Origin of the sequence: Sphingomonas sp. S-NIH.Pt15_0812 (assembly GCF_003951315.1) — a bacterium.
Lineage (GTDB): Bacteria > Pseudomonadota > Alphaproteobacteria > Sphingomonadales > Sphingomonadaceae > Sphingomonas.
Map to the genome: position 1 here is coordinate 1 of NZ_QLJH01000022.1, position 26,482 is coordinate 26,482.

The following is a 26,482-nucleotide window of genomic DNA, read 5'->3' on the forward strand; positions in this document are numbered from 1 at the left end:
GCCCGGCGAGGTGTTCGAGATCCGAAGCGAAGCCGATGCCCGGGGCGCTCGACCAATCGAACGTGGCTGGTGCATCTTCACGACCAGCGGGATAGCCGAAAAGCGCATTGCCGACCGCATAGAACCAGGTTGGTCGGATGACCGGTCGCGGCTGCTCGCTGTCGTCGACGGTTGGATCATGATCATAGGCGGATACGACATGGTAGGAGACGGTCAGCAACTCGCCTGGCGCGGACCGAATGCGCCAGCGACCATCACCGTTCCTTTCAACAGTAGTCGCCCCCGCAAACTTCAGGTTGTGCGCCCACTGCCAAAGTTTCCGCTCTCCTGCCCATCCATCAGGCCAGCCGAAGTTCGTCGTGCCCGAAGGATCGGCGTGGAAGCGAACCTGAACTCGCAATCCAGTAAGCGCACCGTCGGAAAGTTCAGGCGTGAGCGTAAATTGCACAGGTCTGCTTACTGGATCGGGCGGGGCGGCAGCGCCTAGGAGAACTAAAGAGAGGCTTAGCAAATGCAGACGCATATGGGCATCCTAGCGATCAATGAACGTCCGACAACCTGTCGAGCTCACCCAACTGGGAACGGCAAGCGAGACGGCTGAAGGCATTCCCATTGGTGTGGTGCCTTGGAAATGTCGGGCTGTGGGATGTTCGGAGGCAGCCAGCGATGATCAGGGTGTCTTCCCAAGTGGCATACGACGATCCCATGCCGCGCGCTGTTTCTCCTGCACAGCTAAAGGTGGAACATTGCTGGCCTTGCGAATGGCATCAGACAATAGGCCGCGTTGATACGGCTCCTGCGTGAAATTCGTAGCCGGCCGGGTAAACTGCGTGCCGTAGACCTGCGGACGGCCGCTGTACTGAAGATAACGGTCGAGTGTCGCCGCTCCGATCCACGTCGCGTCTGGGCGTCCGCGTGCAATGGCGATCATCGCCAGTGCGTGTGCCCTCATAAAGTCGTCGGGTTCATCACCATGCTGAAAGACAAACGCTGCATGATAGAAATCATCGCCGCTCGACAATTGCCCACTATCGAGCAGTGCTTGCGCCTGTTTTCGCCGGGAACGATCTGCGGCGGAGACGATCTTCCACTCAATGTGTGCCGGATCGAGGCGGTCGGCTTGATCTGCATTGAAGATGGCAGTCATGGCATCACTGGTCGATCGAACCATGTCAGGTATATACCCCCGATCAGGTTGCCACGGACCCAACTCAGTTCGTGACGCTACCCGCGTCAATTGATAACGGGTCGAATTGAAGGCTGCCCAATGCATGCTGGCGTGGCCCGTGTCATCTACACGAACGGTGATATGATCCGGCGCGCCCCCAGGCCAAGGATTATCGAAAACAAGCTCGATGCCATCCTTGATATTATGCACCTCACGAGAACGCCGCACGGTAGTACCAGCTTTGATGTCGTTGAAATACTCGCCGTTGGTGTCGTACCCGCTTGGCTGCGTCCACGATCCAGTCCAACCATCCCGGCTGCGCGACACCTCGAAAAGCATTAGCGTAGAGCCTTGTGCGCGGAGCGCCCATATACCGGCAACCTCCGCTGCACACGTGGGTGCGGCAGCCACAATCACTCCCAAGAGGATAACGTAAAATCGGATGATCATTTTCACAGGATAAATCTCGAACAAATCACCAAGACCGTCAACATCGATGCATCACTGCTGTTTCGCTTTGGAAGGCTGCTGAACGACCGCTTCCAGTATCCCGCGGTTCGTAAGCAACAACGACCGGAGACGGCGGGGAATGATTCGACGTCATTTTTCGGGAGCACAGTTTGCTCACTTCTGCATCAGGATCTGGGTGAGATCAGCCGCCCTGCTCCTTCACTGAGAAGACCCAAAATCGGTCATTCGCGGCGTCGGGTTGTTTATCCAAGTCCGGCCGCCCATTCATGTTGTGCGGAAGGCACTCAAGCGCGTTGAGCTTGTCTTCTGGCCATCACCACCTTTTCCAAAAACGATGGTGAAGCAGGGAACCCGAAAAGCGTGCACAATCGGTGCCGCTGCACGCCCCCGGTATTTCCGGGGGCGCTTCACGCTCACAGGCTCGGATGTAGGTTCCGCACGGTGCTGGCGCCTTCGAGCAGCGATGCCACATGCAGAATGGTCGACTCCGCCAACCAGCTACCGACGATCTGCACGTTGATCGGTAGGCCTTCCTTGCTGGTGCCGAAGCGCATCGAGATGCCAGGCAGGCCGGTGACATTGAGCGGCACGGTCGCGCCTTGGAGGTACATCGCATCAACGGTCTGCCCATCGATCACGAACTGATCGACGCCATGCTTGTGCGCCGGGATTGGCAAGACATGTGTGATAAGCGCGTCGAAGCCGCGGAAGTATTCTGCATATGTGCTAATGCTGACGCCGGGCAACGTCAGCGACGTGAAGGCCGCACCAGCCCTCCTCGAACGCGCTGGCGCATGCGCTATTTGCTCGGCGACAAAGGCTATGATGCCGACCGGCTGCGCCGCCTCGCCCGTGATGTGGGTGCCATCCCGGTTATCCTCGGCCGGCGGAACCGCAAGCGGGCAATCCGCTACGACAAGCAACGTTACGCCGGTCGCCACCTCATCGAGAATGCCTTCTGCCGCCTTAAGGATTTCCGCCGCGTGGCCACCCGCTATGACAAGCTTGCTGCCAACTTCCTCTCAGGCGTTGCCCTCGCCACCGCCTTGGCGTTCTGGCTCTGAATGAGTCTGGGCCCTACGACATCGTTTGCGTTGAACGCCTTTTACTGTACACTCTGAACAAGGCGGCTGCTATCTCAGTCTGCTGGTCCCTTGTTACGCCGGGTCAACAATCGGCAGCATTCGAGCGAAGAGAGTAGACCCTAGATGACAAAGGCTTCCGATGAGTTCGAACAGTTGAACACGCGCATCTACGAGCTAATCTCTGAGGCAGGCGCTAGCGTTGAGTGGAACGCCCAAATTTCGGACCCCGACAGTCCGACAGAACTGCGTCAAATTGATGTTCTGATCACCACGCCGGACGGCAGAAGGATTAGCGTCGAATGCCGTGACCGCGACAAGCCGCAGACCGTTATGTGGATCGAGGAATTGGCCGGTCGAAAACTCAGCATGGGTCTCGACGGCATGATCGCCGTTGCCAGGAAGGGGTTCACTTCCCTCGCAGCCAAGAAGGCCAAACGCTTCGGGATTGCGCTCTACGATCTCATCGCACTGTCGGATGACGAGATCCGGTCATGGTCCGGGTCGGCAGAGGTCTCCGCGAGCTTCATCGTCTTTGATCAACTTTCGATCGTGGCGGCTCTTCCAATGGCGATTGCCCAAAGCCTCCCCCCTGAGGCCGCGTTCTCGCGCAATGGCGCGGATGGCCTAGGGGCCGTGATGGTGGACGTGCGTGAGACACTGAAGGACGTGCCATTTCCGTGGAGCAAGACCCTCACGCTAAATTTGAAAGATTATGTCATCGGAGGGCATCAGCCTTTGATGATAGCCTGTGCCGTCAACGCCCACTTAGTGCAAATGTCCGCTACGTGCGACACGGTTCTCATGCACGATCACCCTGGGAAGCCGTCATTGCTCCGCGACACCAGCATCCAGCGTTTCGATCACTCGGTCCGGGAACTAATTTCCAACGGGAACGACCTTTATTTGCAGATTGCTGTGGACAACATTCAGCAACCCGAAAATTCGATCCTGCACGAGATCAATGTACATGCTCCGACAGTGTCTAACCTCAAGAAGTACGAGTTGGTAGGAGATCGCATGCTGAAGGCCGCAGTGACTTCTATCGACTTCGTCGTCACCGGAGTCTGAGGTGTCTGATGTTTCGTCGAAGCTGGCCACGCCCCTGCTCGGGGCAGGTTGAGCTGCTGCCGGTTTCCTGGACACCGAAATAAGGTGTTTTTGGAACCTGAGGATGGAGATGCAACGAGGGAAGTTCAGTCGTGAGTTCAAGCCCGAGGCGGTGAAGCTGGTCCGGGAACGCGGGGTGTCGGTGTCGCAAGCGGCACGCGATCTGGACCTGCACAAGAATGTTCTGCGCAAGTGGGTGCGGGAGCAGGCGGCGGACCCGGGGTCGGCGTTTCCCAGGCATGGCGTGATGAAACCGGAGCAGCAGTAGATTAAGCGGCTGTGCCGCAAGTTGACCAGGGTGAAGGCGGAGCGCGACATCCAAAAAAAGCGGAGGCCTACTTCGCCAAGGACTTGATATGAGGTTCGAGTTCATTGCGAAGCACCGAGAGATCTGGCCGGTGTCATGGATCTGCGAAGCGCTCGCTGTTTCGCGCAGCGGCTTTCACGCCTGGCTGGTTCGAGCACCCAGTGTCCGTGCTCGCAGCGACGAGGAGTTCAGTGCCAAGGTCCGCGCCAGCTTCATCTCCAGCTATCGGCCATAGGTGACCGCGTGAAGTACCGCTGGCGCAACCGCATCGAGCGGCTGTTCAACAAGCTCAAGAACTGGCGCCGCATCGCCACGCGCTACGACAAGACCGCCGAGTCCCACCTCGGCTTTGTCAACCTTGCCTCGGCACTGCTCTGGTTACCCTTTGTCCACGCAGCCTAGAGCAAGGCGAGTTCGCTTGAGAATTTACGCGCAGTCGCCGCCCAACTGTATCGGGCGCTTAGTGATTGGCGGATCTGCCCTGCCCGTTCAAAGGCTGCTGCACGGTCAGTCATCACTAATTCAACTTTGGTTTTCCAGTCCGCTATGTTTGCGTCCATTGTCAGGGTGACGGGTGCGATGCACGGCTCGATGAGCGCTTCTGCGAGAAACCCAGTCTTGGTCTCCGCGTCAAGAAATTCGGCCAGACCGCTTTGCGCGGACAGGATAACGGGTATCCCCGCGGCGAGGGCCTCTAATCCCGTCAGACCGAACCCTTCCGCCTTGGAAGGCATGACAAAAAGGACTGATCGCCCGAGCTCAACTTGAAGCATGGTGGCATCGGTTGAATAGCCGAGGGGAGTTGCAAAGCTCCCATATTCGCTTCTGAAATCCTCAATCTCCGCGATTTCGTCGTCGGCGTGCTCCAAACTGAACCCACGAAGAAGGAGTTTTGGATCTTCGCCGATAGGCCATCTTCGTCCCTCAGTCACAGCCTTCAGGACTTCACAGGCCAATCGGACTCCCTTCACACCGGCGTCTTCCATTCGGCCGATCATTAGGCATTGATTGACTTTGATCTCGTCTGGCTTCGGCCGAATTTTAAGCAGAGACTCGTTGAGCCCAGGAATAAAAGTGGTGATTTTCGGGCATCCAAATTCGACCTGGTCGAACATACGCCGGATGCGCGGCCCCACCGCGACCACAAGGTCGGATAACGACGCGAGCCTGATCTGGGCATCCGATTTTCTGTTGCCGGACAATATCGGGCGCGGAATGTCGCCGCGATTGCTCTTCATCCCCTCATTTTCCTGTGGGATTGTGTGAAGAAAATGAACATATTTTGAGTCGAACCGGGATGCGAGGGCGCGCCCGAACTGACCTGTGATGTGATCATGACCGATCACAACCTGAGGGGGCGTCGCGATGTGCCGCTCGTCGCACAGCAGGTAGGCGCTGCGCGGATCGATGCCTTCGGACGTCGGGCAGGCGATCAATGTGATCCCCATCGCTTTGGCTTCGTCAATCTCGAAGGTCGTTGCCGTTTGCACCAGACATGCGACACCGTGGCCTAAGGCCGCAAGAGCGACGCAGAGTTCCCGGTTTAGCGTCGAGATGCCGCCAGTCGCGGACGACCATTCGGTCGCGACCGCAAGGATGATGCGGCGATCCTTCTCGGGGAGTGGTCCCTCCGGCTCTGGCACCGGCGCTGCCAAGTCCAACTCGACAGAAACATCGTCGGTGTCGTCCTGAAAGACCGGCTCCGAAGTGTCCGGCAAAACCGCATCAGGTGCTGCGCTCTGCCCCATCGCGCCAATGTGGAGGAGGATGTCAGCCGGGTCCGGCCTTGTCGCTGTCCTTGCTCGAACATTGCGCCGCGCTTCGTTGATCCTCCAGCGCAGGGCCTCGCGATCGGCGGGGATCGCCGTTGCAATCCGTTCAAGCTGCTCGAGAGCGGCGTTCGTCCCCATAGCGACCAAGCGGCCGATAATCATCGCGCGAAGGCGTTCAACGTGATCGGCCACGCCTAGGACGCGCGCGCCGCTCTCGACCGGCGGCCGCTCCGGAAGCAGCTGGGCAAGATCGATATACCCTTGACCGAGCGAATAAGCATCAAGCAGGTCAAGCAGCGGCAGCTGATCGAATGCCGTCTCATCCGCAAGCGTATGCCAGATTTCGGTAGCTAAAGTGTCGTCCCGCCCGCGCAACTGGAGCAACAGCCCCCAGACTTTGAGCGAGCCGCGCAACACTAGCTCCGCTGCCGCGCGAGTAAGCGACGCCCTATCCGTGGGGGCGGAAACATCAATTTCAACGGGAGCACGCTCAAGCGCGGTCGTAACCTCGCCGACCGCCGCGGCGACCCCCATGCGGACCAAGAAGGAGAAGATCTCGGAGGCTGCACTGTCCCCGCGAAGGTTGGGATCAGTGCGCAGTTGCTCAAGCAGCTTCACGACGGCGGGTGACAGGATGCCTTCGAGCAGTTCGAAGATACGGGGGGTCAGCCCACGCGATCGCTCGCCCAGCGCGATGTCTCGAACTGCGCCCAAGACCGCGTCTGGAGCGCGCCGATAGGCTTCCTCCACCAGCTTGCACTGGGCTTCTCCGGTTTCGTGAAAGGCATTGTCGAAGAAGCCGAGAAGGGCGGGCGCCCATGCGGCCCAGGTTTCGGCAGGCAGCGCTGACAGCTGTTCGGGGGCCGTGTCGTGCATGAGGCTGAGCGCGCGCACGCCCGCATTAGCCGCCCGATTGCTAGTGTCGGATCCGAGCCAGCTCGTATCGGCGAGCGGGGCTCGGGTTAGATAGATGGGCGCTGTGGCGACGATGCGTTCGCGCGTTACGCCATCGAGCAGTTTCCAGCCCGGCGTCGCGTCAAGATCCGATCGGAACTCGAAGTCGGACCGATAGCCCGATGCGTCGCGCATGAGGTCGTAATTGACCCGCCACCAAAGATCGGGTTCCCCGGCCTCTATGCGATTGAGCAACGTGGTGATGTCCTCACGCCAGCGCGCCTCGGCTTCGGCGGAGCCTTCGCGTTCTGCCTCGCGTTCGCGGGCGCGCATGGCTTCCTCGCGCATGCGGTCAGCTTGTTCAGACGGCCATTCGACACTGTAGCGTCGCTTGAGCAAAACATGCAGCTCGGACTCGTGTGCCGCCACCTCCCAGACAGCCGTCAATTCGTTGATCGGAGACCGGTCGCACAGGAAGACGATGATTTGCGCGAGGGCTGTTCGAACCGCGCTGCTCTCGACCCCAGGCAACGCAACGAGGTAGTCGTCGAGGTCGTCGAGGCTTACGAGATCAGACAGAAAGTAGAGGATCGTGCTGGTCGTGCGCGCCGGATCAGCGCTGCGGCTGATCGTGTCGATGACCAGAGTTGATCGGGCATGAGGTTCTGGCGACCAACCCCTATCGTCGTCGCGGCCGGACACCAGCACATGGGGCAGGTCAGACCCGGCCTCCAAGATCAAATCGCCGAAAGCGGTCCGTACCTCGGCGAAATTAATCTTCGCTGCAGCGCTCCAGAACAAGCGGGTCGCGATCTCCTGAAGCCCACTGTCCCGCCTGCGGACGGACGCGATATGGTTCTGAAGCCAACGCACCGCGTCCACCGCCATTCCGGGCATCAGATCGACAAAACGGAGACGATGCAGGAAGAGGTGATAGGTGCCGATCTGGTTGCGCTGCTTAGGCGCGGTGAGCGCGTTCAGCAGTTTCTGAAACTCGAGATGGGCGGGCCAGCACAGCCGAAGCAGTGCACCGCGGAGCCGGTCGTCTTCATCGGCGCTTAGATCCGAGGTCAAGATTGGAGCCAACGCCCCGATATCATCGTCCGAGCCCAGCCGGCCGATCGCGCGCACCGCCCAGGTGCGCACCAGAATGTCCGCAAATTCGTCGCGCGCAACCGTTGAAAGAGACGGCACAAGCGTGGTTTTCCCGGTTAAACCGGCGATGTCGATCGCGGCCATACGCAGGCTGCTCGGTGCTTCCGCATCAGCGATGAGGGGCTTCAGTTGCTCGGCCAAGGCATCATGATCGAGGCGGAGGAAAAGCGGGACCAGCGTCGCGTGCTGGTCGAGCATGTCCTCGTTGGCGAACCGCTGCAGCACGGCCGCAGTGAGACGCGCCCGATCAGCCGCCGTCATCGCTGCAGTGTCCGACTTCAGCAAAATCGCAGGTTCACGCGCAATCAGGAGATCGAACAAGTCGGGCGCCATGGTGGCCGCCCAAGCCGCCACTTCCTGCAATTGCGGCGCCACGCCGCCCGGGCCGTTCAACTCCTGAACGGAGAGGAGCGACATCATCTGGTCGCCGGTCAATCGATGGTCGACGAGATAACGAGCGGTCAAATAGTCGCGGAAAGCGCGATGGCGAAATTCATAAGCGCCTCGGCTGATCTCGACAAAAAGGCCTGATCCGAGCACGTCGAGCAGGTCGACGGGCGTGACCGCGAAGCGTCCGCGTGATGAGCGCTCCGTCCCGCCGGCGATATGATTGACAATAAGGCTGTCGGCCGTGTCCGGCGTCAGGCTCGTTGCAATCCGCGTGTAACCGGAAAAGCTGCTCGCGGCTGCGATCCTCCCGGCAAGCAGGAGCTTCTGCGATACTGTCGGAGCCCCGTCGCGCTCGTCCCCACGGCTGAGCTGCGCGTCAATCACGCCTTGAAAGAGCGCGCTTTGCGTGACTGGCAGAACCTTCTCGGTGCGGTAGCGATCGAGAATCATGCCGAGCAGCAGAGGCCGACCGGCGATCGCGCCGAGATTGTCGTCGATAAGCAAGCTGGCCAGCTGCTCGCTTTTCACCGGATCGGGTTCGACCGAGGCAATCCCGATTCTAACATCGGTGTCGTCCAGGGGATCGAGCGCAAGTTTGCGGACGAGGTTCGACGGCCAGCGCGCATCGATCGCGGCGTCCATTTCCGTCGACCAGCTCGCCATCCTGCAGGACATCGCGACACACAAGATATGCCCCGGTCGGGCGCGCGCCTGCAGCTGGTCGAGCAACGCGCTGAGAAGAGAGGCCGCGGCCCCCTCGCCCGCACCGATCTCGTCGATGCCGTCGATAAGAACATGCCAGGGTCCGCCGTCGCGCTCCCAGCGCTGGAAGGCGCCGGACGGGAAGAGCCTGCTGAGATCAGGGTCGTGGCTGATCGCCCGCCCGGCGATCAGGTCAACCGACCGAGCGCTTTCTCGCAGCTTGCCCTGAAGGCGTTCGAGTTCCCAGCTTTTGCCAGATCCGGGTTCGCCCAGCAGGATTAGACAGGGCGTATCCGCGACGTCGAAAAGGTCGACATGGTCCGCCTCTCCCCGGCCGCCCGCCGCGAGCGCACGGTACCCCGCATGAGCATCGGCGGATGACCAGTGACGTGGATATCGAGAGGGAAACTCGCGGGTCTGATCGGGGCTATTGCTCATCGGTCAGCTGTTAGCCGATCGTTACGGACGGACAAACGACAGACCGCGCAATGACGGCTTGTCGAGGCGTTTCTTGCCAACGATCCGTCAGTCGCCCGATCATCTGCCGCTCAAACAAACGGCTCCGGAGTTGATTTGTGACGCGGACACGCATCGGCGAACTCATGATTGATGGTGATGCGCGATTGCGGGGGGACGGCCCACCCCCTCGTCGCACTCCAAATCGGCGATAAAGTGTCTGACGGACGCGTCCTCGATCCGGCCATTGTCGTGCAGTAGAAGACCAATCGGCCATTCTAGTTCGAGCCGATGGATACGGCCCGGAAGGCGATGCGTGCGTAGCTGGAGCGGCCCGGCGGCACGCTAGACGACTATGTCTTTCCTAGTCGCGACGACTACATGGGCCATATGGGCACCCGCCAGTATGCCGGCTTGTTTACGAGTGGATTGCCGGGATCGGCATCCAGCCCCACGATTACGGAACTCACTCGCTCCGACGAACAAAGCCTTCGATTATCTACAAGGCGACGGGCAACCTCAGAGCCGTCCAGATTCTGCTTGTTCACGCTAAAAGCGACAGCACGGTGCGTCATCTCGGGGTTGACGTGGAGGACGCGCCAAAGTTGGCGGAATGCACCGAGGTCTGAGCAGACCCAGGTCCAGCCTTAAAGCCGCCCAGCTGCCGGGGTCAGATCGGCGGGTCAGACCTCCCAGTCGCCTCTGATCCAAAGAGAGAACAACTCGTGGTCAGGAGACGAAGGCTGGCTGGGATCGCCGTACACGGCCGTCTCGACGTACGGAATGCCCACGTCCAGCCGCTGGCCTGGAACGTCGCCGAATCGGTGATCGTAGCAGGCGAGAAGCACGGCGATCGACAGGAGCTTGCTCGAGATCGGGGAGACGAAGGCCTTGCAGCCCTGCAATGGCCGAAGCGCTCGCCTGTACCGATCCATGGCCACGAAAATCTGCTTGTACGCCTCGAACGGATTGTACTCGCACGCCAGCAGGATGTTAGCGGGTTCCACATGGAAGTCGTCGAACAGGATCGCGCGGTGCTCGTCGACGATCTCATCGCCCCTCCGTGGCGCCCGGCTGGGGAACGGCACCACGGGACAAATCTCGTCCGGATCGATGAAGGTCTGGATCAGGTCGAGCCGTTCCTTCTGGTTCTCGCCGAGCACCGGAAACCAGATCCGCGGCCAGTTCTCGGTCGTCTGTGCGGTCAGCTGCCCCGAAAAGCCCACGACCTGCGTCACCGCTTCCCGAAGCGTACCCTTGGCGGCGCCCAGGTCGGCGGAAACGCTCTCGGCGACCTGCACATGGAGATTAACACTTCTTCCGCCCTCGGCCGCGGCAAGGATGTCCAGGCGTCGAAGGAGAACGGCGATGATCGTCAGCGCCACCATACGAGGCATGGCGCTGATGTCCACGACGATGTCGTCGAACTCGGCGAGATCGCCGGCATCGCGCAGTGCGCTCTGCGTGTTGCGCGACGTCATCGTCGAATTGGCCGGTCCACCGATCTCGACCGGCACCTCCTGGATGGCGTCTCGGGGGAGCAACCCGAGGAGTTGGCCATGGTTTGCCTCCGTCAGTGCCGCCCTCGCGAGGCTGTCGTCGAGTCCGTTGTCGAAGGCCAGCAGCCATACCCGCAGATCCGCACCGACCCCGACCAGTCCCTTCGCTGTCTCCAATGCGCGGACATCGAAGCCGCGCCCCATGACGAGCAGCACACGGCGCTTCCGCTGCGAAAGGTGGCGACGCCAGAACACGTCGACTTCCGCTCCCTGGGACAGGACGTACGGATCCCACCGCATCTTCGCACGATCGTCAGACAAGCGTCCTCTCCTCCGCCTTCGCCTCGGCTGCGGCGCCCACCTCCTGCCAGTGGATCAGATCGCGGAGCGACTTGGCCCGCCAGCCGCCATAGGCGAGCGGCAGGCCGAAGTGCACGCACAGAAGCCTGTTGAGATAGAACACGACGTAGGATCTGCCGTTGTTCTGGTGATCCAGCCTCGGAACCAAGAGGTTCTGCGACACGAGCGAGGTCAGCACATCGCGGAGCGGCAGCAACGGCCTGATCTCGTCGTCGGGACTGTCGATAAGCTGCTTCCGGTCGTCCATCGTGATGGCTATGCCGGTCACGCCGGGCGCATACGGAGCGTTCTCCTGGAACGTCTGGTTGCGGCAGAACGCTCCGATAGCCTCGAGCAGTCGCCTCGCCTCGTACCCCCGCGGCAGCCGTCGGACGAGTTCCTCCCACCTGCGCGCCGCGACCTGACGGATTAGGGCGTCCTGCCGTTCCGGCGAAAGAGGGATCACCGCGTCGCGCTGGAGGCGGATCTTCGCGCTCACCTCCTCGAACAGTTCGCCCGCCACCTCGAGATACTGGTCGACGTTGTAGGACGAGACGGCGCTCAGCGTCTCGCGACCGAAGTAGATCGGGGCCCCGATCTCGGTGCGCAGGAAGTGGTCCGCTGCGCGATCCACCCCGCTGCTGCCCCGCTTGCCGAGTTCGTCGCCAGCAAGCGCGTCGAAGTCGAACGACACCTGGGCCCGTCGGCCGTCGCGCGCTACCAGGATCCTGGTCGAACGCCAACGCAGCGCCTTCTCGTGCGCCGTCCCTCCACCCGCGCGGCACTCCGCGATCCAATTGTTGTAACGACTCCCCCGACCGTTCGCCGTCACGACTACGGCCTCGGACTCGGCTGCCGCGGCTTCGAACCTGCCCTGCCAAGCCGACATGTCGTCGACCTCGCCAATGAGCGAGAAGAAGTCGCGATCGCCGAACCCATCGGCTTTGCTCGCCCGCAGGTTCGCGATCGACTCCACGAACCTCGCGTACGTCCTCGCGCGAGCGCCGCTCCAACGCCGCTCCAGCTGGATGACGCCTTCGTAGTCGCGGTCCTTCAGGGCACCCTCGGAGAGGAGATCGCGATGCGTCAGCGCCTCCAGCCGCTCGGCGACCCAGATCCCGCACTGCTCCCTGGCATTGGTGACGAAGTCGAGCAGGGCGATGCGCTGCGGAGCCGCGAGCGTCTGCAGCTCGTCGAGCAGCAGCACACGGCGCACCTCCACCGGCCCATGTGGATCCGTGATCCGCGCCTGGGCGAACCACTTCAGGCCGTCCATCCGGGTCTGGCCGCCCGCGAGCGGCACGGGATCGTCCAGCGCGTCCATGCGCTCAAAGAATCCGCGCTCGATGGCGGACGCCCACTCGAAGAGCTGAGCACCGTCCGCCTTGGCGGGGATGGTCGCGCTGGATTCCGGCTGCCATTCGAAGGTGAGCTTCGCGAGATCGTCCGGGAAGGCCCGCTCGGCCCGATCCAACGCGGCACGGAGCGTCGCGATGACGATGCGGGAGTTCACCAGCTCGCGGAACAGGGCGTTCGCCTTGTCGAACTGAGCCAACTCGCGGTACTCGCTGGTGAACGAGACCATGGCCCCGAGGAGGCCCGGCCCGGCATCCCCGATCGCACCCGCCTCGCGCAGTGCGGACTGGGTCGGCTTGACCTGCTGGTGCGTCTCGGCGAGCTGGTTGGCGAGCTTGAGGGGACGCGGCGTGAGCAGCCTCAGGAAGGTGGTCTTGCCGCCGCCCGGGGCGCTTCGCAGCAGTACCAGCCCGCCCCAAGGGTCGCCGAGCTGCTGGACGAGGTCGAGGACGCCCGCGCTGAAGAGCTTCACGAACTCCTCGTCGTTGACCGCGCGCTGCGATGCCCGGATGCGGAACGGATTGCGCACCTACTGCCTCCTCCGGTGACGGCTCACACGTGGGAACAGGCCCCGGACCCGCTGCATGTCCTCGGCCCACAGCAGGAAGATGGAGTTGTTGGGGGTGTTGTGCGCGAGCACGAGGGGAAGTCGCCCCTCGGCATAGCCCAGGCGCTTGGACGTGCCGCCGACGGCCGCGTGCTCGTCATCGACCGTCTCATCGAAGTAGCGGTCCTGACCGGCCAGCCCAAGGATGCCGGCATCGCGGACGTCGTCAAGCGGCAGGTCCGGTCCCAGCCTGTGGACGACCGCGAAGTCGATCGTCCCCTTCGAGAAGGGGACCGAACCGATGCGCTGCTCGATGTGCGCGATCGCCTGGTCGGAAGCGATGTACAGCACGATCAGCACCTGCACGTCCCGGGAGGCAACGACCGCGCCAAGATTGTCGTCCCGTTCGAGCAGGGCGATGATCTTTGCGATCTTTCCCTTCCAACCGCCCTTGCCGTCCTCGCGGATGGCGCTCGTGCCGCTTGCCGAGAAGTCGTCCAGGAGCACCACGTACTGGAAGCCGGACTGGTCCTCGTGCGGTTCCCGACCGAGGATCCCCTTCAAGTCCTTCCCGAGTTCCGATGCCATGTCGTCGCTCTTGGCGTCCGATACGTCGTAGGCATGGAAGACCTGCTCGTTCGACATGTCGTCAGGATTTGCCCGCCTAAAACGATCGGTCCTCGCCCCGTCCGACATCCCTAGCACGAGCGTACGACGGAGCCGGGTCCGGTACTCGGGCGTCGACACGATGTGCTTGACCCTCGACGGGTCGACGCCCAACTCGGCTGCGGCATCCGACAGGAGGCGCGGGCGGATCACGGTGGGGAACGTAAGCTCCACCAGGTGATCCATCTCGTCGGCCGACACGAACAGCAGGCGGTCCCGCACGAACGAATAGGCCCGTTCCCGCTCGGCACCCGGGTCAAACTGCTCGAGCCAGAGCGCCAGGCTTTCGATGAAGCGCCGCCCCGGCGCGAACTGCTGATATTCGTCGTACTTGTAGCTGGCGAAGCTCTCCAAGCGTGCCCGTTCACTCGCCTTCTCGGCATCCGACCAGTCCATGATCTTGGCCAAGAGCGTTTCCGCCAGTTCCCTCTTCAACGAAAAACTCCACCGTACCGGCCCCTGGGACCGTCATGGCATGACCGGCCGCCCTGTGCACGTCGCTTTTGGCGCAGTTGAAGGCCTCCGGCGAAGGGTTCAGGCACGTTCCGCATCCGGCACATCCGGCGCTCCACGCAGATCGGCGACGGCATCGAGGATGCGCGCCAGCCGGTCGGCCCCTTCCGGAGTGCGGTCCCACGCGCGACGCATGGATGTCTCCAGCCGGGCCCATTCGGGATCCGCTTCGTCGACCAAGCGACCATCTCCTTCGAGAGCAACGCCCAGCGTCTTGCAAACTTGCACGACGCCCGTGCCAAACCGCTTGAAACGACCAGCCATGATCTTACTGACCTGGCTCGGGTCGAGCCTAGCCCTCGACGCGATCTCCGCTTGTGTAAGAGCAGCGCTTCGCTGAGCGTCGGCAAGCCGCCGAATCAGGTCCCGCAAGGTGCTTTCGGTTGGCGTCATGCGAATTTGCATGATACAAGCATCGTCGGAGCGCAAGACGGAGGCGAGTGCGATGGAAGACATCCGGTTCTACAGGGCAAGCGAGAAGCCCTACGGCGCCTTCAGCAATCTCCACCGACGGCCGGTGGAGTTCGAGGGCGAGACGTTCCCGACCAGCGAACACGCCTACCAGGCCGGAAAGCCCAGGAAAGCGGAGGTGCGGCGTTGGCTAATGGCGGCTCCCTCGCCGGCCCTTCTGGCCATGGCCGCACACGGACTGTACTATTGGGACGTGACGCCGGGTTGGTCCCGCACCAAATTCGACCGGATGCGCGGCGTGCTGTACGCCAAGTTCACGCAGCACGAGGATCTGAGGACGCTCCTGCTGTCCACCGGCGACGCCAGGCTGGTCGAGACTGCGACCGTCGACAACGAGGTCAACCGTCTCTGGGGCGAGGTCAACGGCCAGGGGCGCAACATGCTCGGCGAACTGCTCATGGAGCTGCGCACGCGACTCCGGCTGGAGGAGGCGTCCCAGGACGATCGGGCGGCCGCCTGAGCGGCCGGATCAGCCTTCCGTCAGCACCCGCCGCGCGTACGAGGCGCCGCAGGCCTTGAAGAGACCACGCGCACCTTCGAAGGCGCAGTTCTCGGCCGCGAGCCGCTGGCCGGCCATGACGCCTTTCAGGACGTCCGCGACGTCGGGGCCCGCGCCGTGGCCCGTTCGTGAAGCGACCAGCCAGTCGATCAGGCCGACGCTCACCATGTCTCCGGAGCCGCAGGTGTCCCGAACCGCCGGGGCAGGATAAGGCGCGCACCAGCGTCGATCCGATCCGCGTCGCACCTCCAGTCCCGCCTCTCCATGCGTCACGATGACCACGGCATCCTGGGACACACCCGCCAGATCACCGTTCCCGTCCAATCGATCGGCGGAGAACTTCATGATCGCCGCGGCGGCCGCGGCCCGAGCAAACAGTTCGGAGTCGGACACGTCTGACGGTTCAAAGAAGACGATGGCCCCCGATGACGCGGCCGTCTCCATCGCTTCGACGATCGCGTCCGATATGCGGTCGGTGTAGAAGATGGTGCAGTTCGTCAGAAGGGGCCGCGCATCGTCGAGATCCGAACGATCGATCGGCTGATATCGAGGAAGCTCCTCGTGCGTCTCGGGGCAGGTAAAGGTGAACGAGTGCCGCCCGAGACGCGTGTCGAGATGCTGCGCCAACACCGGCGATCGCAGCGCGGGGCTTCTGCGGATGTACGTCGTCGTCGCTCCTGCGACCGCGAATTCCTCGACCAGCCGGTTGCCGATCTCATCGAGCCCCAATGCGAGCACCGGCGCCACCTCGTGGTGTAGCATGGCCAATGAGATGAGTACGTTCCCGCACGAGCCGCCGAGTGCCTCCTGCCGGGTACTCTCGGGCTCGACGTAGATCCGATCCATGACGGTGAAGCCGGTACCGACGATCGCGACTGGTGCCACATGCCCTCCGAAACGGGATTTGTTCCCAATTTGTACCATCACTGATCGCCTGCGTCGAGGCCCAAGCGTTCAATCGCCAGCCTTGCCCGCCCGTTCTCCACCTCCAAGGCCCCCAGGATCAGGAGGAGCGCGTCGGGACCGGCGCTTGCATCGCCGAACAACGACCAGGCACCGTCGCTCGTACCGCAGCCGCTGCCGACGCTGATCCCGAACGGACCTGCGAGCATCTCGCTGTCGTTGCCGTCCTCGCCACCGCTGTCTCCGATCCGCAGCACGCAACCGTCGTCGGAGGAGAGACCGCTCACGAGGTTTTCAATGACGGCGAGCTTGCTGCATGAGCGGGCGACGACGTCGTGGCTGTGCCCGGAGGTACGGATGAGGACGCCGCCGGAGACCACCGCGGGACAAAGGGCCATCGTCCCCGCGAACGACGCCGGATCGGCGAGCTTCGCCTTGTCGAGCGCGATCTGCAGCCTTCCCACCTTGAGCGTCGCCTCCGGTGCGAGTATGCCCCGTTCCTCGATCCAGCGCCCCGCTTCCAGGACGTTCTCGTCCTGGACCGGCGCGTCGTGATCGATGTCGACATCTAAGGTGCGCAGATGCCCTCCGTTGTAGTAGCCGATCACCACATCGCGATGTAGGTGATCGGGCAGCACCTTCCGCAGCATTTCGCCTGCCGAGCCTCCCCGACCGGTGGCTATGCCGATGCGTATGCCGGCCTCTGCCAAGCGAACCAGTTCGTCGACGATCTTCGTGTCGGGGGCGTCCAGCCGCCTCTCGGTGTCGACCAGGGTACCGTCGTAGTCGAGAACGATGGCATCGAACTCGGCATCGCGGAGTGAATCGAGCCTGCCACGGGCGGCGACGCAGAGCGAGCCGTCCTGGCGGTCTTCCGCCGCGTCAACGGCGAGCCGGGTTCTGAGCTTCTGGCGGACCTGAGGCGTCATGGCCTTCGCCAGATCGTCGAGTGCCCGGCTGCCGTAGACCGCCTCCGCGAAGTCGCCCCGACCGGGTCTGCCCGGATCAATGCCGGCGACCCCGCCGAGATCGGCGATCAGATGCAGTCCGCTCGCTATTCCCTTGGCTACCCGAAGCCGGCCGCCTTGGCCGAATTCGAGAGCGAGCTTGCGAAGCTCGGGCGGCAGAGCCTCGCCCACGGCCGACCAGACGGGCGCGGCATCCAAAGTGGTGAGAGCGGCGACCAGCGTCCGGTCTAGGTGCTTTGCCATCCAGACGTGACGACCGTGGGCGAAGTTGCGGAAGTCGGTGCGCTGAACCGGCGCGATGCCCGTCTCCCATAGCGAGGTCTCTAGCAGCACCGCCACAGCTCTGGTGAAGGCATCGTGGAGGATGATGACGGTGTCGTCGCGCCGGAAAGGCACCGGCTTTCCGAATCGGGCGGAACCTTGCCGGGTGTATGCCGCGCCTTCAGCCAGCTCTTCGATCAGGCGATCACGTCGATCCCACGACCCCGTGACGGATCCGTCAAAGGCGGTCAGGAGCGCGGTCACCATGGCCATCATAGAATGCGTGGCGAGGAAGCCGTCCTTGCGGTCGGCCACCGGAAGCACGTGCACGTCGTCGCCAGCATCCTGCGCCACAGCCGTCACCGCGCCCTCTGCGTTCGTCGTCATCAAGACGATCTGGCTCGGCTTCAACGCCTTCGCTGCGCGATGCGCGGCCATGATGTCGGGGTTGTCGGCTCCGGCACTGAAGAGCCAAATTGAAGCATTATGCAGCTGCAGATCGGACATCACGAGGTCCATGGGCGTCATGACCATGGTCAGCCCATGTCCGGCGGTGCGCCGACAATGCGAAAGAAACTCGGCTGCGACGGCCGACCCACCGGAGCCGATGGCGATGGCCGGACGATCGGCGGCCTTGGTCACGACAGTAGCAAGTGCAGCCGTGGGTACATCGACAGACAAGCGGATCGTCTCCGGAATTCGGCTCAGCTTTTCTTCGAAGACGGTCATCATGCTATCATAGCCGTCCTACCTTGAGGAGGCGAGACGTCGGATCCCAATCCGAAAATGTTCACGCCAAGTGACCAGTCAAGCCGCCAGAACGGCGCGGCACGGCACTCGCGAGAGCGGCTTCCGCAGTGACCATCATGATTGCTCGCGCAATGAGGAACCCGCATCGAACACCGCCTCGACCCCGCTCTCCACCTCGATCTGCAACTACCCGTCCAAACGGTGAGCTCAGCTGCCGACCACCTGAGCCTGAATGAATGGCCGCTTATGTCGATTTAGTGCTCCGAAGCGGCCGGGCCGTAATCCACCGGACGCGGACAGGCGATTGGGTAAGACAAGGTAATCATGCCGTTTCACGAAGGTTGATAAAGTTTGCGTTCACCGGTTCAGCAAACTTCGTCCCCATTCGACGCATCAGCCAAGCGTCGGCCCGCTGAATGCCATCGGCCGTATCGTCGGTCGGCTTGCCGTCGATGTGAATCAGTTCGCGAGGAGACAAGCGGAAGTGGCCGCGCGATTTCGGCTGCGGCAAGATCACAGCGCGGTTTCCCGCCTTGCTCAGCCAGAAGCTGCAGTTGGCGTATACGCGGCAAGAACCGTCGCGTGGCAGGTAGATCGTGATGCCCGTCCGGCCGAATTGACCGTTTGCCGTGATGCCGAACTCCAGCGCGACCATGTCGAGGTTCGATCGCAGTACCGCATGTGCCATCTCCGTCCGCGCTTCGAAATCGAGTTCTTCGCCACCCGTGACGACGACGCCGTGTCGCATTTTGCGCGTGCCGAGCAGAAGCCGGGTCGCTGCGACGGTGTGAGCCTGGAGGATGGCGTCGTCGTCTTGAGTCATGGTGACTTGCTCCTATTTTCATCCCGCAATCCGGGATCGCATTCACCTCCTCCCCATCAAGGCGGGCGGTCAGTGACCGACCCGCCACCATTTAATTGTGGGTGCGGCGACAGTGTCGATCGCACTGCGCAGTTCGCGCAGGTCCTCGAGGCTGCCGCCAAGTCGGTCGGCAGGTGCTGCGCCGCCCAACGCATCGAGCGGTAGGTTCAAGGCATGGCGGATCGCGCGGCTGTCGTGGTTGAGGCGCCATTCCAGGCGTATAAGGATGTTGATGAACAGCCGCAGCCGCTCTGCGCGAACAACCCCTGCTGGCGACCACAGTCGACCAAGATGGATCATATCCTCCGCTTCAGCCCTTTCGATGCCGAGCAGGCGCATGGCGTGGTCCGGATCGATGCCGTGGGTCAGCATGATCCGGCCGGCAAGATCGACCAGCACGGCATGGTCTTCGTCCTGCAGGCCGGTCACCGGAAGCTCGCCAGGTGGTCGGCCCACATCGTCTCGATGATCGCCTGTCCGCGATCATGGATCATATCCTCGTCATATAGGCCCTGCCGGATGCCGAGGCCTGTCACGCGCCTCGGAACGATCAGGGCGTGCGCATGCAGCGGGAAGGCCGCGTTGATCGTCCCTGGTGCGTGCAGGATCAGGACCGATGCGAGATCGCGATCGCGAGCGAACCGTTCGCGCAGGAAGGCTCGCGCGCGTTCCCAGCCGATATGCACCCGGTCGACGTCGCCCAGCGGCAGCGTCAGATAGGTGAGCAGCGCCTTCTCGCGCTCGACGGCATGCGCGTCCATTTGACCCAGCAGTGTTGCCGGATCGGCAAGGCTATCGTCGGCACCTGCGGGGAGAAGCACTTCGATCCGCTCGACATTCGGCGACCAGACGGTGGTGTCTGCACTCGCGAGGACGGCACCGAGATGCGCCTTGCGATAGCCGAACTCCAGCGCACTATTGGTCCGACCGGCATAGGCACGGCGCAGGACGGCGAAGACGGTGCCCAACGGGGAAGGCCCGGACGGGTTGAGATAGAGCCAGCTCTGCGGATCGACGTCGGTGGGCGTCGGCTTGCTTGGCAGCTTGCGGGGCTTGCGCGTAGCCATGTCAGCGGCCTCGCCGGCCGGTCACGATGCAGACGATCTCGCCCGCCGCGCGACAGATTCCGTCGCAACGCTCATCCCAAGTGACGAATGGGGGCGCCGTGTGTAGCGCCAGCCCTTTGCTACTGATCTCGACGAACGCACCAGCCTGGTCTGGCACCAGCCACAGGCCGCCGTCGCATTGCCGCATGAAGGTGAGGCCCTTGATCGTGAATGGCCCGTCGGGCCCGACCAGTGCGATGTCGACCGTGACGGGGTTCAGAGTCTCCGGAAACAACCCGGTCCGTACCAGCATGACGTCACGTTTGAAGCGGGCGCAGGCTGCCTCTACATTGATGTCGAACAGCGGCGCGTCGCACGGCGTCGCTGCCATCAGGAGATTGGCCGAAGCGATATCCAGTGCTCCGGCAGGCAGGCCGGCCAACGCGCCGATCGGCAGGGGTGCCTCGTTAAGGGCAGCGAGGGGCAACGACAGGACACGCAACGAGGGATCGAGCGACGGCTCGATCGGGGACGTCAACATCTTGGGTACTTTCGGCGAGAGGATCACCGGCCCGTCGCGGGTCCGGATCAGGCCGCCTGACTTTTCCTTTGGTCAGCAGCTTCGCTGCACCCCTCATTTGCCCTATATCCTTGACCGCGCTGCTGGCAGCTCGGGCCACATTCACCCACGACGTCCAGCACCGGGCGAGTGCATAAGTTGCTGATTTAGAAAGATACCGGCTCAAAATTCGACTTGCGTGTGTTTTGCGTGAAAAGGACCGCTATTCACCGCCTGTTCTTGTCTCGTTCTATTGTATTTGCACGTTCGGACGAAGCAAAATCAATAACTTAGGCCATCCCATCTTCGTTGACATCGCAGGGGTCGCAAGTTCAATCCTTGCCACGCCCACCAGCTAAGTGGTTCTACCCGGTCACTTTTATCTCCTTGATGAAACGACCGGGTAGAGCCTCTTCGGCGCACTTTCAGCGCGAAGCATCAAGAGCTCTTCCCGCTTCCATCCAATCCCACCGTCAGTGCCCACGCGATCTTTTCGGGTGCGCCCATGTCGCGTGCTATCCGACTGTTCGGTCCGGCACCGGTGAAATCAGCCGGGTGGCAGGGTCATGCGAAACAGCGTCGGCCTGCCGGCCCCCAGGGTCAGCGTGCCGCCATGCGCCAGTGCGATCTGCCGCGCGAGGCTGAGGCCGATGCCCGTCCCCTCCGGCTTGCTGGTGTGGAAGGGACGAAAGATGCGCGCGGCGGCCTCCGGCGGTACGCCCGGTCCGTGATCCTCCACCTCGATCGCCAGGTCGACGCCGCTGCCATGCATCCGCAAGGCCACCCGGGCGCCGCCGTCCGCCGCCTCGACGGCATTCTGGAGCAGCGCCCAAAGGGCCTGGCCGATCTGGTCGCGGTCGAGCGACCAGTCGAGCGCCGGCTCCACCGCGATCGTCAGCGATGCGTCCGGCCAGCGCCCCGCGAACAGCCGCGCCAGATCCTCCGCCAGCGCGCCGAGCCGTACCGCTTGCCGGGACGGCTCGGGCAGTCGCGCCAGCGCGCGATAGGCTTCGGTGAAGCGTTGCAGCCCCTCCGCCCGACGCGCCAGCGTGCCGAGGATCTCGCGCAGCAAATGGCTGTCCAGCTCCGGTCGGGCGACCGCCGCCGCACCGCTTTCCGCCAGCGAGACGATCGGGGCCAGACCGTTGAGCAGTTCATGGCCCAGCACCTGGATCATGTCCGCACTCGCCCGCGCCTCGGCGACCCGCTCTTCCTGTTCGATGTCGATCAGCGCCGCGACGCTCCGCCCGTCCGTCACCAGCACCCGGTCGATCCGCCATCCCCGGCCCTCATGGTGCAGCCGGGCCGCGACGGGATCGGTCAAGGCGGCGGGCGGCGGCAGGATCCGGTCGTCGGTCGCGAACAGGCGGCGCGCCGCGCGATTGAGCGTCCGCGCGGTGGTCCCCTCGATCCCGACCAACGGGGTCGGCGCGGCATCGAGCAGCAGGCGCACCGCCCGCGCGTCGGCATCCGCCCGCGTGACCGTGGCCGGCGGAGTGACGGCCCGCGGCCGGATCGCCGTCCAGGCGTTCAGCGCCGCCAGCCACAGCGCCGCGACCATTGCCCCGGTCAGCAGTCCCCACAGGCCATTGCGCCACGCCACCGCGCCCGCCACGCCGCAGATCACCAGCCCCAGGCTGGCGGCGACCGGGGACAGGCCGCGTCTAAAGCCCATAGCGGGCCATGCGGCGATAGAGCGCCCCCCGGCTCAACCCCAGCGCGGCGGCGGCATGGGTGACATTGTGGCGATGCTCGCGCAGCGCCGCCTCGATCATCGCACGCTCGGCGTCGCTCAGGTCGAAGCCGGTCTCCGCCATGGCGGCGGCCGGTTCGATCGCGACGCTCGGCAGGGCGAGCGCCGCCGCATCGATCCGGCCATCGGTCGACAGCAGCACCGCCCGTTCGATCGCCAGCGCCAGCCCGCGCACCTCGTCGGGCCAGTTCGTCGTGCCGAGCAACGCCTCCGCCGCCGCGCTCAACCGTATCTCGGGCCGCCCGAACCGCGCCGCCGCGTCGCGGGCGAAATGGCGGGCGAGGAGCAGCGCATCGTCGCCGCGCCGGGCCAGCGGCGGCACCGCCACCTCGATCGTCGCCAGGCGTCGCCGCAGCGCCGGTGACAGCGCCGCGATATCGTCGCCGATGGCGATGCAGCGGGCCGCGACCGGGATATGGTCGAGCAGCCGCGCCTGTGCGACGGAATCGAGCCGATCCGGATGACGCAGGATCAGCGTGCCATCGGCCCGGTCCAACCGGTCCCAGGCCACCGGATCGCGCAGATCGACTTTCATGGGCGCATCCGGGGCGTGGCGCGAGGCGGCGTGGATCGCCTGGGCGGTCAACATCCGGCCGCTGCCCGACGGGCCGGTGACCGTGACGCCCGCCGGCGTGGGGCCGACCCGGCGGATCAGGTCGCGCAACGCCTGCATCGCGGGACTGTCCCCCAATAACCGTACCGGCTCCGCCGCGACCGGCGCAGGGGTGGCCGGCATCGACGCGGCGATGGCCCCGCGCGCCGCCGCCGCCTCGACCTTGGCGATCAGCTCGGCATTGCGCCACGGCTTCATCATGAAGTCGCACGCCCCCGCCTGCATCGCCGCCACCGCGATGCGGATGCCGCTATGCGCGGTGATGACGATGACGCACGCCCCCGCATCCTCGGCGACGATCCGGCGGAGACAGGCCAGCCCCTCCTCACCGCGCGATTCCCCGGCGGTGAAGTTCATGTCGAGCAGGATCGCGTCGTAGCGGCGCAGCGCCAACCGCGAGAACGCCTCCTCCGGCCCGTTCGCCGTGTCGAGGCCATGGCCGGCCATGCGGAAGGCGATCGCCATCGCCTGGGTGACGGTCGGATTGTCGTCGATCAGCAGGATTGTCAGCGCGCTTGACGCCCCATCCGGCCGTCCATTTGCGGACACCGTGTCCGCAGCTGGACGGTCACCCGATCGCGTTTCCATGGGAAATGGCTGTTTCATGGTGGTTTAGGCTTTTCGGCTGGTTCCGGCGACACTGTCCGCATGATGACCGAACAGCCCGTACACGCAACCGCTTCTCCCGGTGCCTCGATGGATCGCCGGATCGAGCGGCCGCCGACGCCCTGGTGGCGTCGTCGCGCGGTGGTGCTGGCGGCGGCGGCGATCGTGGCGGCGTTGCTGATCTGGCGGATGCTGCCCGCCGCCGGATCGACCGACATCGCCACCGCCGATATCGAGACCGGCCAGGTCGAACGCGCGCCCTTTGCCGACTACCTGCCGGTCCGCGCGACCGTCGCGCCGCGCGTCACCACGCTGGTCGGGGTGCTGTCGGGCGGACAGGTCGAGAAGCTGCTGGTGCAGGACGGCGCGATGGTGACCGAGGGCCAGCCGCTCGCCACGCTCGCCAATCCCACGCTGAAGCTCGACGTGCTGACCCGCGAGGCGCAGATCGCCAGCCAGCTCGGCAGCGTCGCGGGCGAGAATCTGGGGATCGAGCGCAATCGCCTCGACCGCGCCGGCCAGATCGCCCAGGCCAATTACGACCTGATCAAGGCGCGTCGCGAACTCTCCATCCGCCAGCAGCTGCACGACAAGGGCTTCGTGTCGGACGCCGGGATCAAGAGCTTCGCCGAGGAGGCCGCCTATCAGGAAAAGCGGCTCGCCCAGCTCCAGGCGGGCGGCGCGGCGGAAGCACGGATCACCGCGACGCAGGGGCAGCGGCTCGACGATACGCGGGGCCGGCTGGAGAACAACCTGGCGGCGGTGCGCGCGGGGCTGGATGCGCTGGTCGTCCGCGCCCCCTCCACCGGGCGGCTGACCAACTTCACCATCCAGCCGGGCCAGACGCTGAAGCCGGGCGACCCGGCGGGCCAGGTCGACAGCGAGGGATCGTGGAAGCTGACCGCCGATGTCGACGAATATTATCTCGGGCGGGTGGCGGTCGGGCAGACGGCGCGCACCGCCGATGGCGCGCCGCTGACCGTGTCCAAGGTACTGCCGGCGGTGAAGGACGGCCGGTTCCGGGTCGAGCTGACCTTCGACCGCGCCGCCCCCGCCGGGCTCAACCGCGGGCAGACGATCGACATCCGCATCACCCTGGGCAGCACCGCGCCCGCGCTGGTCGCGCCGGTCGGCGGCTGGCTGGAGGCGGGCGGCGGCACCTCCGCCTTCGTGCTCGACGGCGACGGCGCCCATGCCCGCCGCCGGATGGTGAAGACCGGCCGGCGCAACCCTGAACAGGTCGAGATCCTGTCCGGCCTCCAGCCCGGCGACCGCATCGTCACCTCCAACACCGCGTCCGTGAAGGGCGACATCCTCAACCTCCGATAACAGGGACCTGCCATGATCCGTCTGCAAGGCATCCAGCGCCGCTATGTCTCCGACGAGGTGGAGACGACCGCGCTCCACGATATCGACCTGCATGTCGCGGCCGGCGAGTTCGTCGCGATCATGGGGCCGTCGGGCTGCGGCAAGTCGACGCTGCTCAACACGCTGGGCACGGTCGATCGGCCGACCGCCGGCCGCTATCTGTTCGGCGACCGCGACCTGGCGACGCTGGACGAGAAGGAACTCGCGAAGTTCCGGGGCGCGACGCTGGGCTTCGTGTTCCAGAGCTTCAACCTGATCGACGAGCTGACGATCGAGGAGAATGTCGCGCTCGGCCTCGCCTATCGCAAGGATGCGGGCGGCCAGAAGGGGGGGCGCCGGGCGCGGGTCGCGGCGGCGATGGACAAGGTCGGCATCGCCCATCGCGCGCGCCATTATCCGCATCAATTGTCGGGTGGCCAGCAGCAGCGCGCCGCCATCGCCCGCGCCATCGTGGGCGATCCCAAGCTGATCCTGGCCGACGAGCCGACCGGCAATCTCGACACCGCCAATGGCGAGCAGGTGATGAACATCCTGACCGGCCTGAACGACGAGGGCGCGACCATCGTGATGGTCACCCACTCGCCCAGCCATGCCGACCTGGCGAAGCGCCGCATCGACATGCTCGATGGCCGCATCGTCGCCAACGCCATGCGCGCGATCTGAACGACCGAAGAAAAGGGGAATGACGATGATGAAGCGGATGATGGGCGCGGCACTGTGCGCGATGCTGGGCGGCTGCGTGATCACGGTCGGATCAGGCGGCGCGGCGGAGGCGCAGGGTGTCGGGACGAAGCGTTTCGCGGTCGCGGGTTTCGATGCGGTCGATCTGGCGGGGAGCGACAATGTGCGGGTCGTGCGCAGCGACAGCGTGTCGGTGGTCGCCAGCGGCGATCCGCGGGCGGTGGCGGCATTGATGGTGACGGTCGATCGCGGCACGCTGCGCATCAGCCGCAAGCCGGGGCGCTGGCAGGATCGCGGCGCGACGGTGACGGTCACCGTCCCGTCGCTGCGCGCGGCGACGCTGAGCGGTTCGGGCGCAATGGACGTCGGGGCGATGGCGCCGACGTTCGACGCACGGCTGCCGGGATCGGGCGAATTGACGCTACGCGACCTGCATGGCGAGACGGTGCGGATGGAGCTAGCCGGATCGGGCGACCTGACCGCCAGCGGCACCGTGCGCCAGGCCGATATCCGGCTGGCGGGGTCCGGCGATATCGATGCCCGGGCGCTGGCGGTGCGCGACCTGAGCGTCGACCTGGGCGGCAGCGGCACCGTCCGCGCCCAGGCATCGGACACGGCCAGCCTGTCGATCGGGGGTTCGGGAGACGTCACGGTCGCCGGCCATCCGCGCTGCACCGTCCGCAAGAGCGGCAGCGGCACCGTGCGCTGCGGCTGA

At 64.2% G+C, this 26,482-nt stretch carries 22 protein-coding genes and 2 pseudogenes; 8 read left to right on the top strand and 16 right to left on the bottom strand.

Going from position 1 to position 26,482, the window contains the following annotated elements; genetic code table 11:
* From BRX43_RS14105 to BRX43_RS14115, 3 genes are all read right to left on the bottom strand, one after another.
* Nucleotides 1-448 (bottom strand): hypothetical protein (locus BRX43_RS14105; protein WP_164523613.1); only part of this gene is annotated, 448 nt, incomplete at its 3' end.
* A gap of 222 nt (nucleotides 449-670) precedes the next feature.
* Nucleotides 671-1,642 (bottom strand): hypothetical protein, encoded by a 972-nt coding sequence (locus BRX43_RS14110; protein WP_125995739.1) that lies wholly within the window; start codon nucleotides 1,640-1,642, stop codon nucleotides 671-673.
* A gap of 410 nt (nucleotides 1,643-2,052) precedes the next feature.
* Nucleotides 2,053-2,385 (bottom strand): amidase family protein, encoded by a 333-nt coding sequence (locus BRX43_RS14115; protein WP_206433223.1) that lies wholly within the window; start codon nucleotides 2,383-2,385, stop codon nucleotides 2,053-2,055.
* Between BRX43_RS14115 and BRX43_RS14120 the strand changes: the two are divergent.
* From BRX43_RS14120 to BRX43_RS14140, 4 genes and pseudogenes are all read left to right on the top strand, one after another.
* Nucleotides 2,363-2,703, top strand: a pseudogene (locus BRX43_RS14120) (transposase); the annotation flags it as partial. The gene BRX43_RS14115 and the pseudogene BRX43_RS14120 overlap by 23 nt on opposite strands.
* 144 nt (nucleotides 2,704-2,847) lie before the next feature.
* Nucleotides 2,848-3,792: a restriction endonuclease gene (locus BRX43_RS14125; protein WP_125995740.1), complete on the top strand. Its 945-nt coding sequence runs from the start codon at nucleotides 2,848-2,850 to the stop codon at nucleotides 3,790-3,792.
* Between the two features lie 109 nt (nucleotides 3,793-3,901).
* Nucleotides 3,902-4,367 (top strand): annotated as a pseudogene (locus tag BRX43_RS20925) (transposase); the annotation flags it as partial.
* Nucleotides 4,368-4,369: 2 nt separating this feature from the next.
* The gene (locus tag BRX43_RS14140; protein ID WP_346962864.1) at nucleotides 4,370-4,540 is read left to right on the top strand and encodes a transposase; all 171 of its coding nucleotides are present in this window, start codon (nucleotides 4,370-4,372) and stop codon (nucleotides 4,538-4,540) included.
* Here BRX43_RS14140 and BRX43_RS14145 read toward each other — a convergent pair.
* The 5 genes from BRX43_RS14145 to BRX43_RS14170 all read right to left on the bottom strand — a co-directional run bounded on the left by BRX43_RS14145 (nucleotide 4,537) and on the right by BRX43_RS14170 (nucleotide 14,832).
* Nucleotides 4,537-9,489 (bottom strand): glycosyltransferase, encoded by a 4,953-nt coding sequence (locus BRX43_RS14145; RefSeq protein WP_125995743.1) that lies wholly within the window; start codon nucleotides 9,487-9,489, stop codon nucleotides 4,537-4,539. The genes BRX43_RS14140 and BRX43_RS14145 overlap by 4 nt on opposite strands.
* 701 nt (nucleotides 9,490-10,190) lie before the next feature.
* Nucleotides 10,191-11,327: a hypothetical protein gene (locus BRX43_RS14155; RefSeq protein ID WP_125995744.1), complete on the bottom strand. Its 1,137-nt coding sequence runs from the start codon at nucleotides 11,325-11,327 to the stop codon at nucleotides 10,191-10,193.
* Nucleotides 11,320-13,230 carry a hypothetical protein gene (locus BRX43_RS14160; protein ID WP_125995745.1) on the bottom strand — a complete coding sequence of 637 codons (1,911 nt, stop codon included), beginning with the start codon at nucleotides 13,228-13,230 and terminating at the stop codon, nucleotides 11,320-11,322. The genes BRX43_RS14155 and BRX43_RS14160 overlap by 8 nt, the downstream gene beginning before the upstream one ends.
* On the bottom strand, nucleotides 13,231-14,349 hold the full coding sequence (locus BRX43_RS14165; RefSeq protein ID WP_125995746.1) for a hypothetical protein: 1,119 nt from the start codon (nucleotides 14,347-14,349) through the stop codon (nucleotides 13,231-13,233).
* A gap of 99 nt (nucleotides 14,350-14,448) precedes the next feature.
* Nucleotides 14,449-14,832, bottom strand: a complete 384-nt coding sequence (locus BRX43_RS14170) for a helix-turn-helix transcriptional regulator (RefSeq protein ID WP_125995747.1) — start codon at nucleotides 14,830-14,832, stop codon at nucleotides 14,449-14,451.
* A gap of 40 nt (nucleotides 14,833-14,872) precedes the next feature.
* Here BRX43_RS14170 and BRX43_RS14175 point away from each other — a divergent pair, with 40 nt between their 5' ends.
* Nucleotides 14,873-15,358, top strand: a complete 486-nt coding sequence (locus BRX43_RS14175) for an NADAR family protein (RefSeq protein ID WP_125995748.1) — start codon at nucleotides 14,873-14,875, stop codon at nucleotides 15,356-15,358.
* A gap of 9 nt (nucleotides 15,359-15,367) precedes the next feature.
* Here the strand turns inward: BRX43_RS14175 and BRX43_RS14180 are convergent, their stop codons facing one another.
* The 8 genes from BRX43_RS14180 to BRX43_RS14215 all read right to left on the bottom strand — a co-directional run bounded on the left by BRX43_RS14180 (nucleotide 15,368) and on the right by BRX43_RS14215 (nucleotide 23,661).
* The gene (locus BRX43_RS14180) at nucleotides 15,368-16,282 is read right to left on the bottom strand and encodes a PfkB family carbohydrate kinase (protein WP_164523615.1); all 915 of its coding nucleotides are present in this window, start codon (nucleotides 16,280-16,282) and stop codon (nucleotides 15,368-15,370) included.
* A 38-nt stretch (nucleotides 16,283-16,320) separates the two neighbouring features.
* Complete coding sequence (locus tag BRX43_RS14185; RefSeq protein WP_164523616.1) at nucleotides 16,321-18,258, bottom strand: HAD hydrolase family protein; 1,938 nt, start codon at nucleotides 18,256-18,258, stop codon at nucleotides 16,321-16,323.
* A 343-nt stretch (nucleotides 18,259-18,601) separates the two neighbouring features.
* Nucleotides 18,602-19,102 carry a hypothetical protein gene (locus BRX43_RS14190; RefSeq protein WP_125995751.1) on the bottom strand — a complete coding sequence of 167 codons (501 nt, stop codon included), beginning with the start codon at nucleotides 19,100-19,102 and terminating at the stop codon, nucleotides 18,602-18,604.
* Nucleotides 19,103-19,171: 69 nt separating this feature from the next.
* Nucleotides 19,172-19,570 carry a hypothetical protein gene (locus tag BRX43_RS14195; protein WP_125995752.1) on the bottom strand — a complete coding sequence of 133 codons (399 nt, stop codon included), beginning with the start codon at nucleotides 19,568-19,570 and terminating at the stop codon, nucleotides 19,172-19,174.
* On the bottom strand, nucleotides 19,567-20,109 hold the full coding sequence (locus BRX43_RS14200; protein ID WP_125995753.1) for a hypothetical protein: 543 nt from the start codon (nucleotides 20,107-20,109) through the stop codon (nucleotides 19,567-19,569). The genes BRX43_RS14195 and BRX43_RS14200 overlap by 4 nt, the downstream gene beginning before the upstream one ends.
* 100 nt (nucleotides 20,110-20,209) lie before the next feature.
* A complete protein-coding gene (locus BRX43_RS14205) occupies nucleotides 20,210-20,728 on the bottom strand; it encodes a hypothetical protein (RefSeq protein ID WP_125995754.1) in 519 nt (172 codons plus the stop codon).
* 565 nt (nucleotides 20,729-21,293) lie between these two features.
* Nucleotides 21,294-22,421, bottom strand: coding sequence for a HAMP domain-containing sensor histidine kinase (locus BRX43_RS14210; RefSeq protein WP_125995755.1), 1,128 nt, complete (start codon nucleotides 22,419-22,421; stop codon nucleotides 21,294-21,296).
* On the bottom strand, nucleotides 22,411-23,661 hold the full coding sequence (locus BRX43_RS14215) for a response regulator (RefSeq protein WP_241214962.1): 1,251 nt from the start codon (nucleotides 23,659-23,661) through the stop codon (nucleotides 22,411-22,413). The genes BRX43_RS14210 and BRX43_RS14215 overlap by 11 nt, the downstream gene beginning before the upstream one ends.
* Before the next feature lie 99 nt (nucleotides 23,662-23,760).
* Here BRX43_RS14215 and BRX43_RS14220 point away from each other — a divergent pair, with 99 nt between their 5' ends.
* From BRX43_RS14220 to BRX43_RS14230, 3 genes are read left to right on the top strand one after another with little or no spacing between them, the layout of a single operon-like run.
* Complete coding sequence (locus BRX43_RS14220) at nucleotides 23,761-25,047, top strand: HlyD family efflux transporter periplasmic adaptor subunit (RefSeq protein WP_241214963.1); 1,287 nt, start codon at nucleotides 23,761-23,763, stop codon at nucleotides 25,045-25,047.
* Nucleotides 25,048-25,059: 12 nt separating this feature from the next.
* The gene (locus BRX43_RS14225; protein WP_125995757.1) at nucleotides 25,060-25,749 is read left to right on the top strand and encodes an ABC transporter ATP-binding protein; all 690 of its coding nucleotides are present in this window, start codon (nucleotides 25,060-25,062) and stop codon (nucleotides 25,747-25,749) included.
* Nucleotides 25,750-25,768: 19 nt separating this feature from the next.
* Nucleotides 25,769-26,482: a head GIN domain-containing protein gene (locus BRX43_RS14230; RefSeq protein ID WP_206433225.1), complete on the top strand. Its 714-nt coding sequence runs from the start codon at nucleotides 25,769-25,771 to the stop codon at nucleotides 26,480-26,482.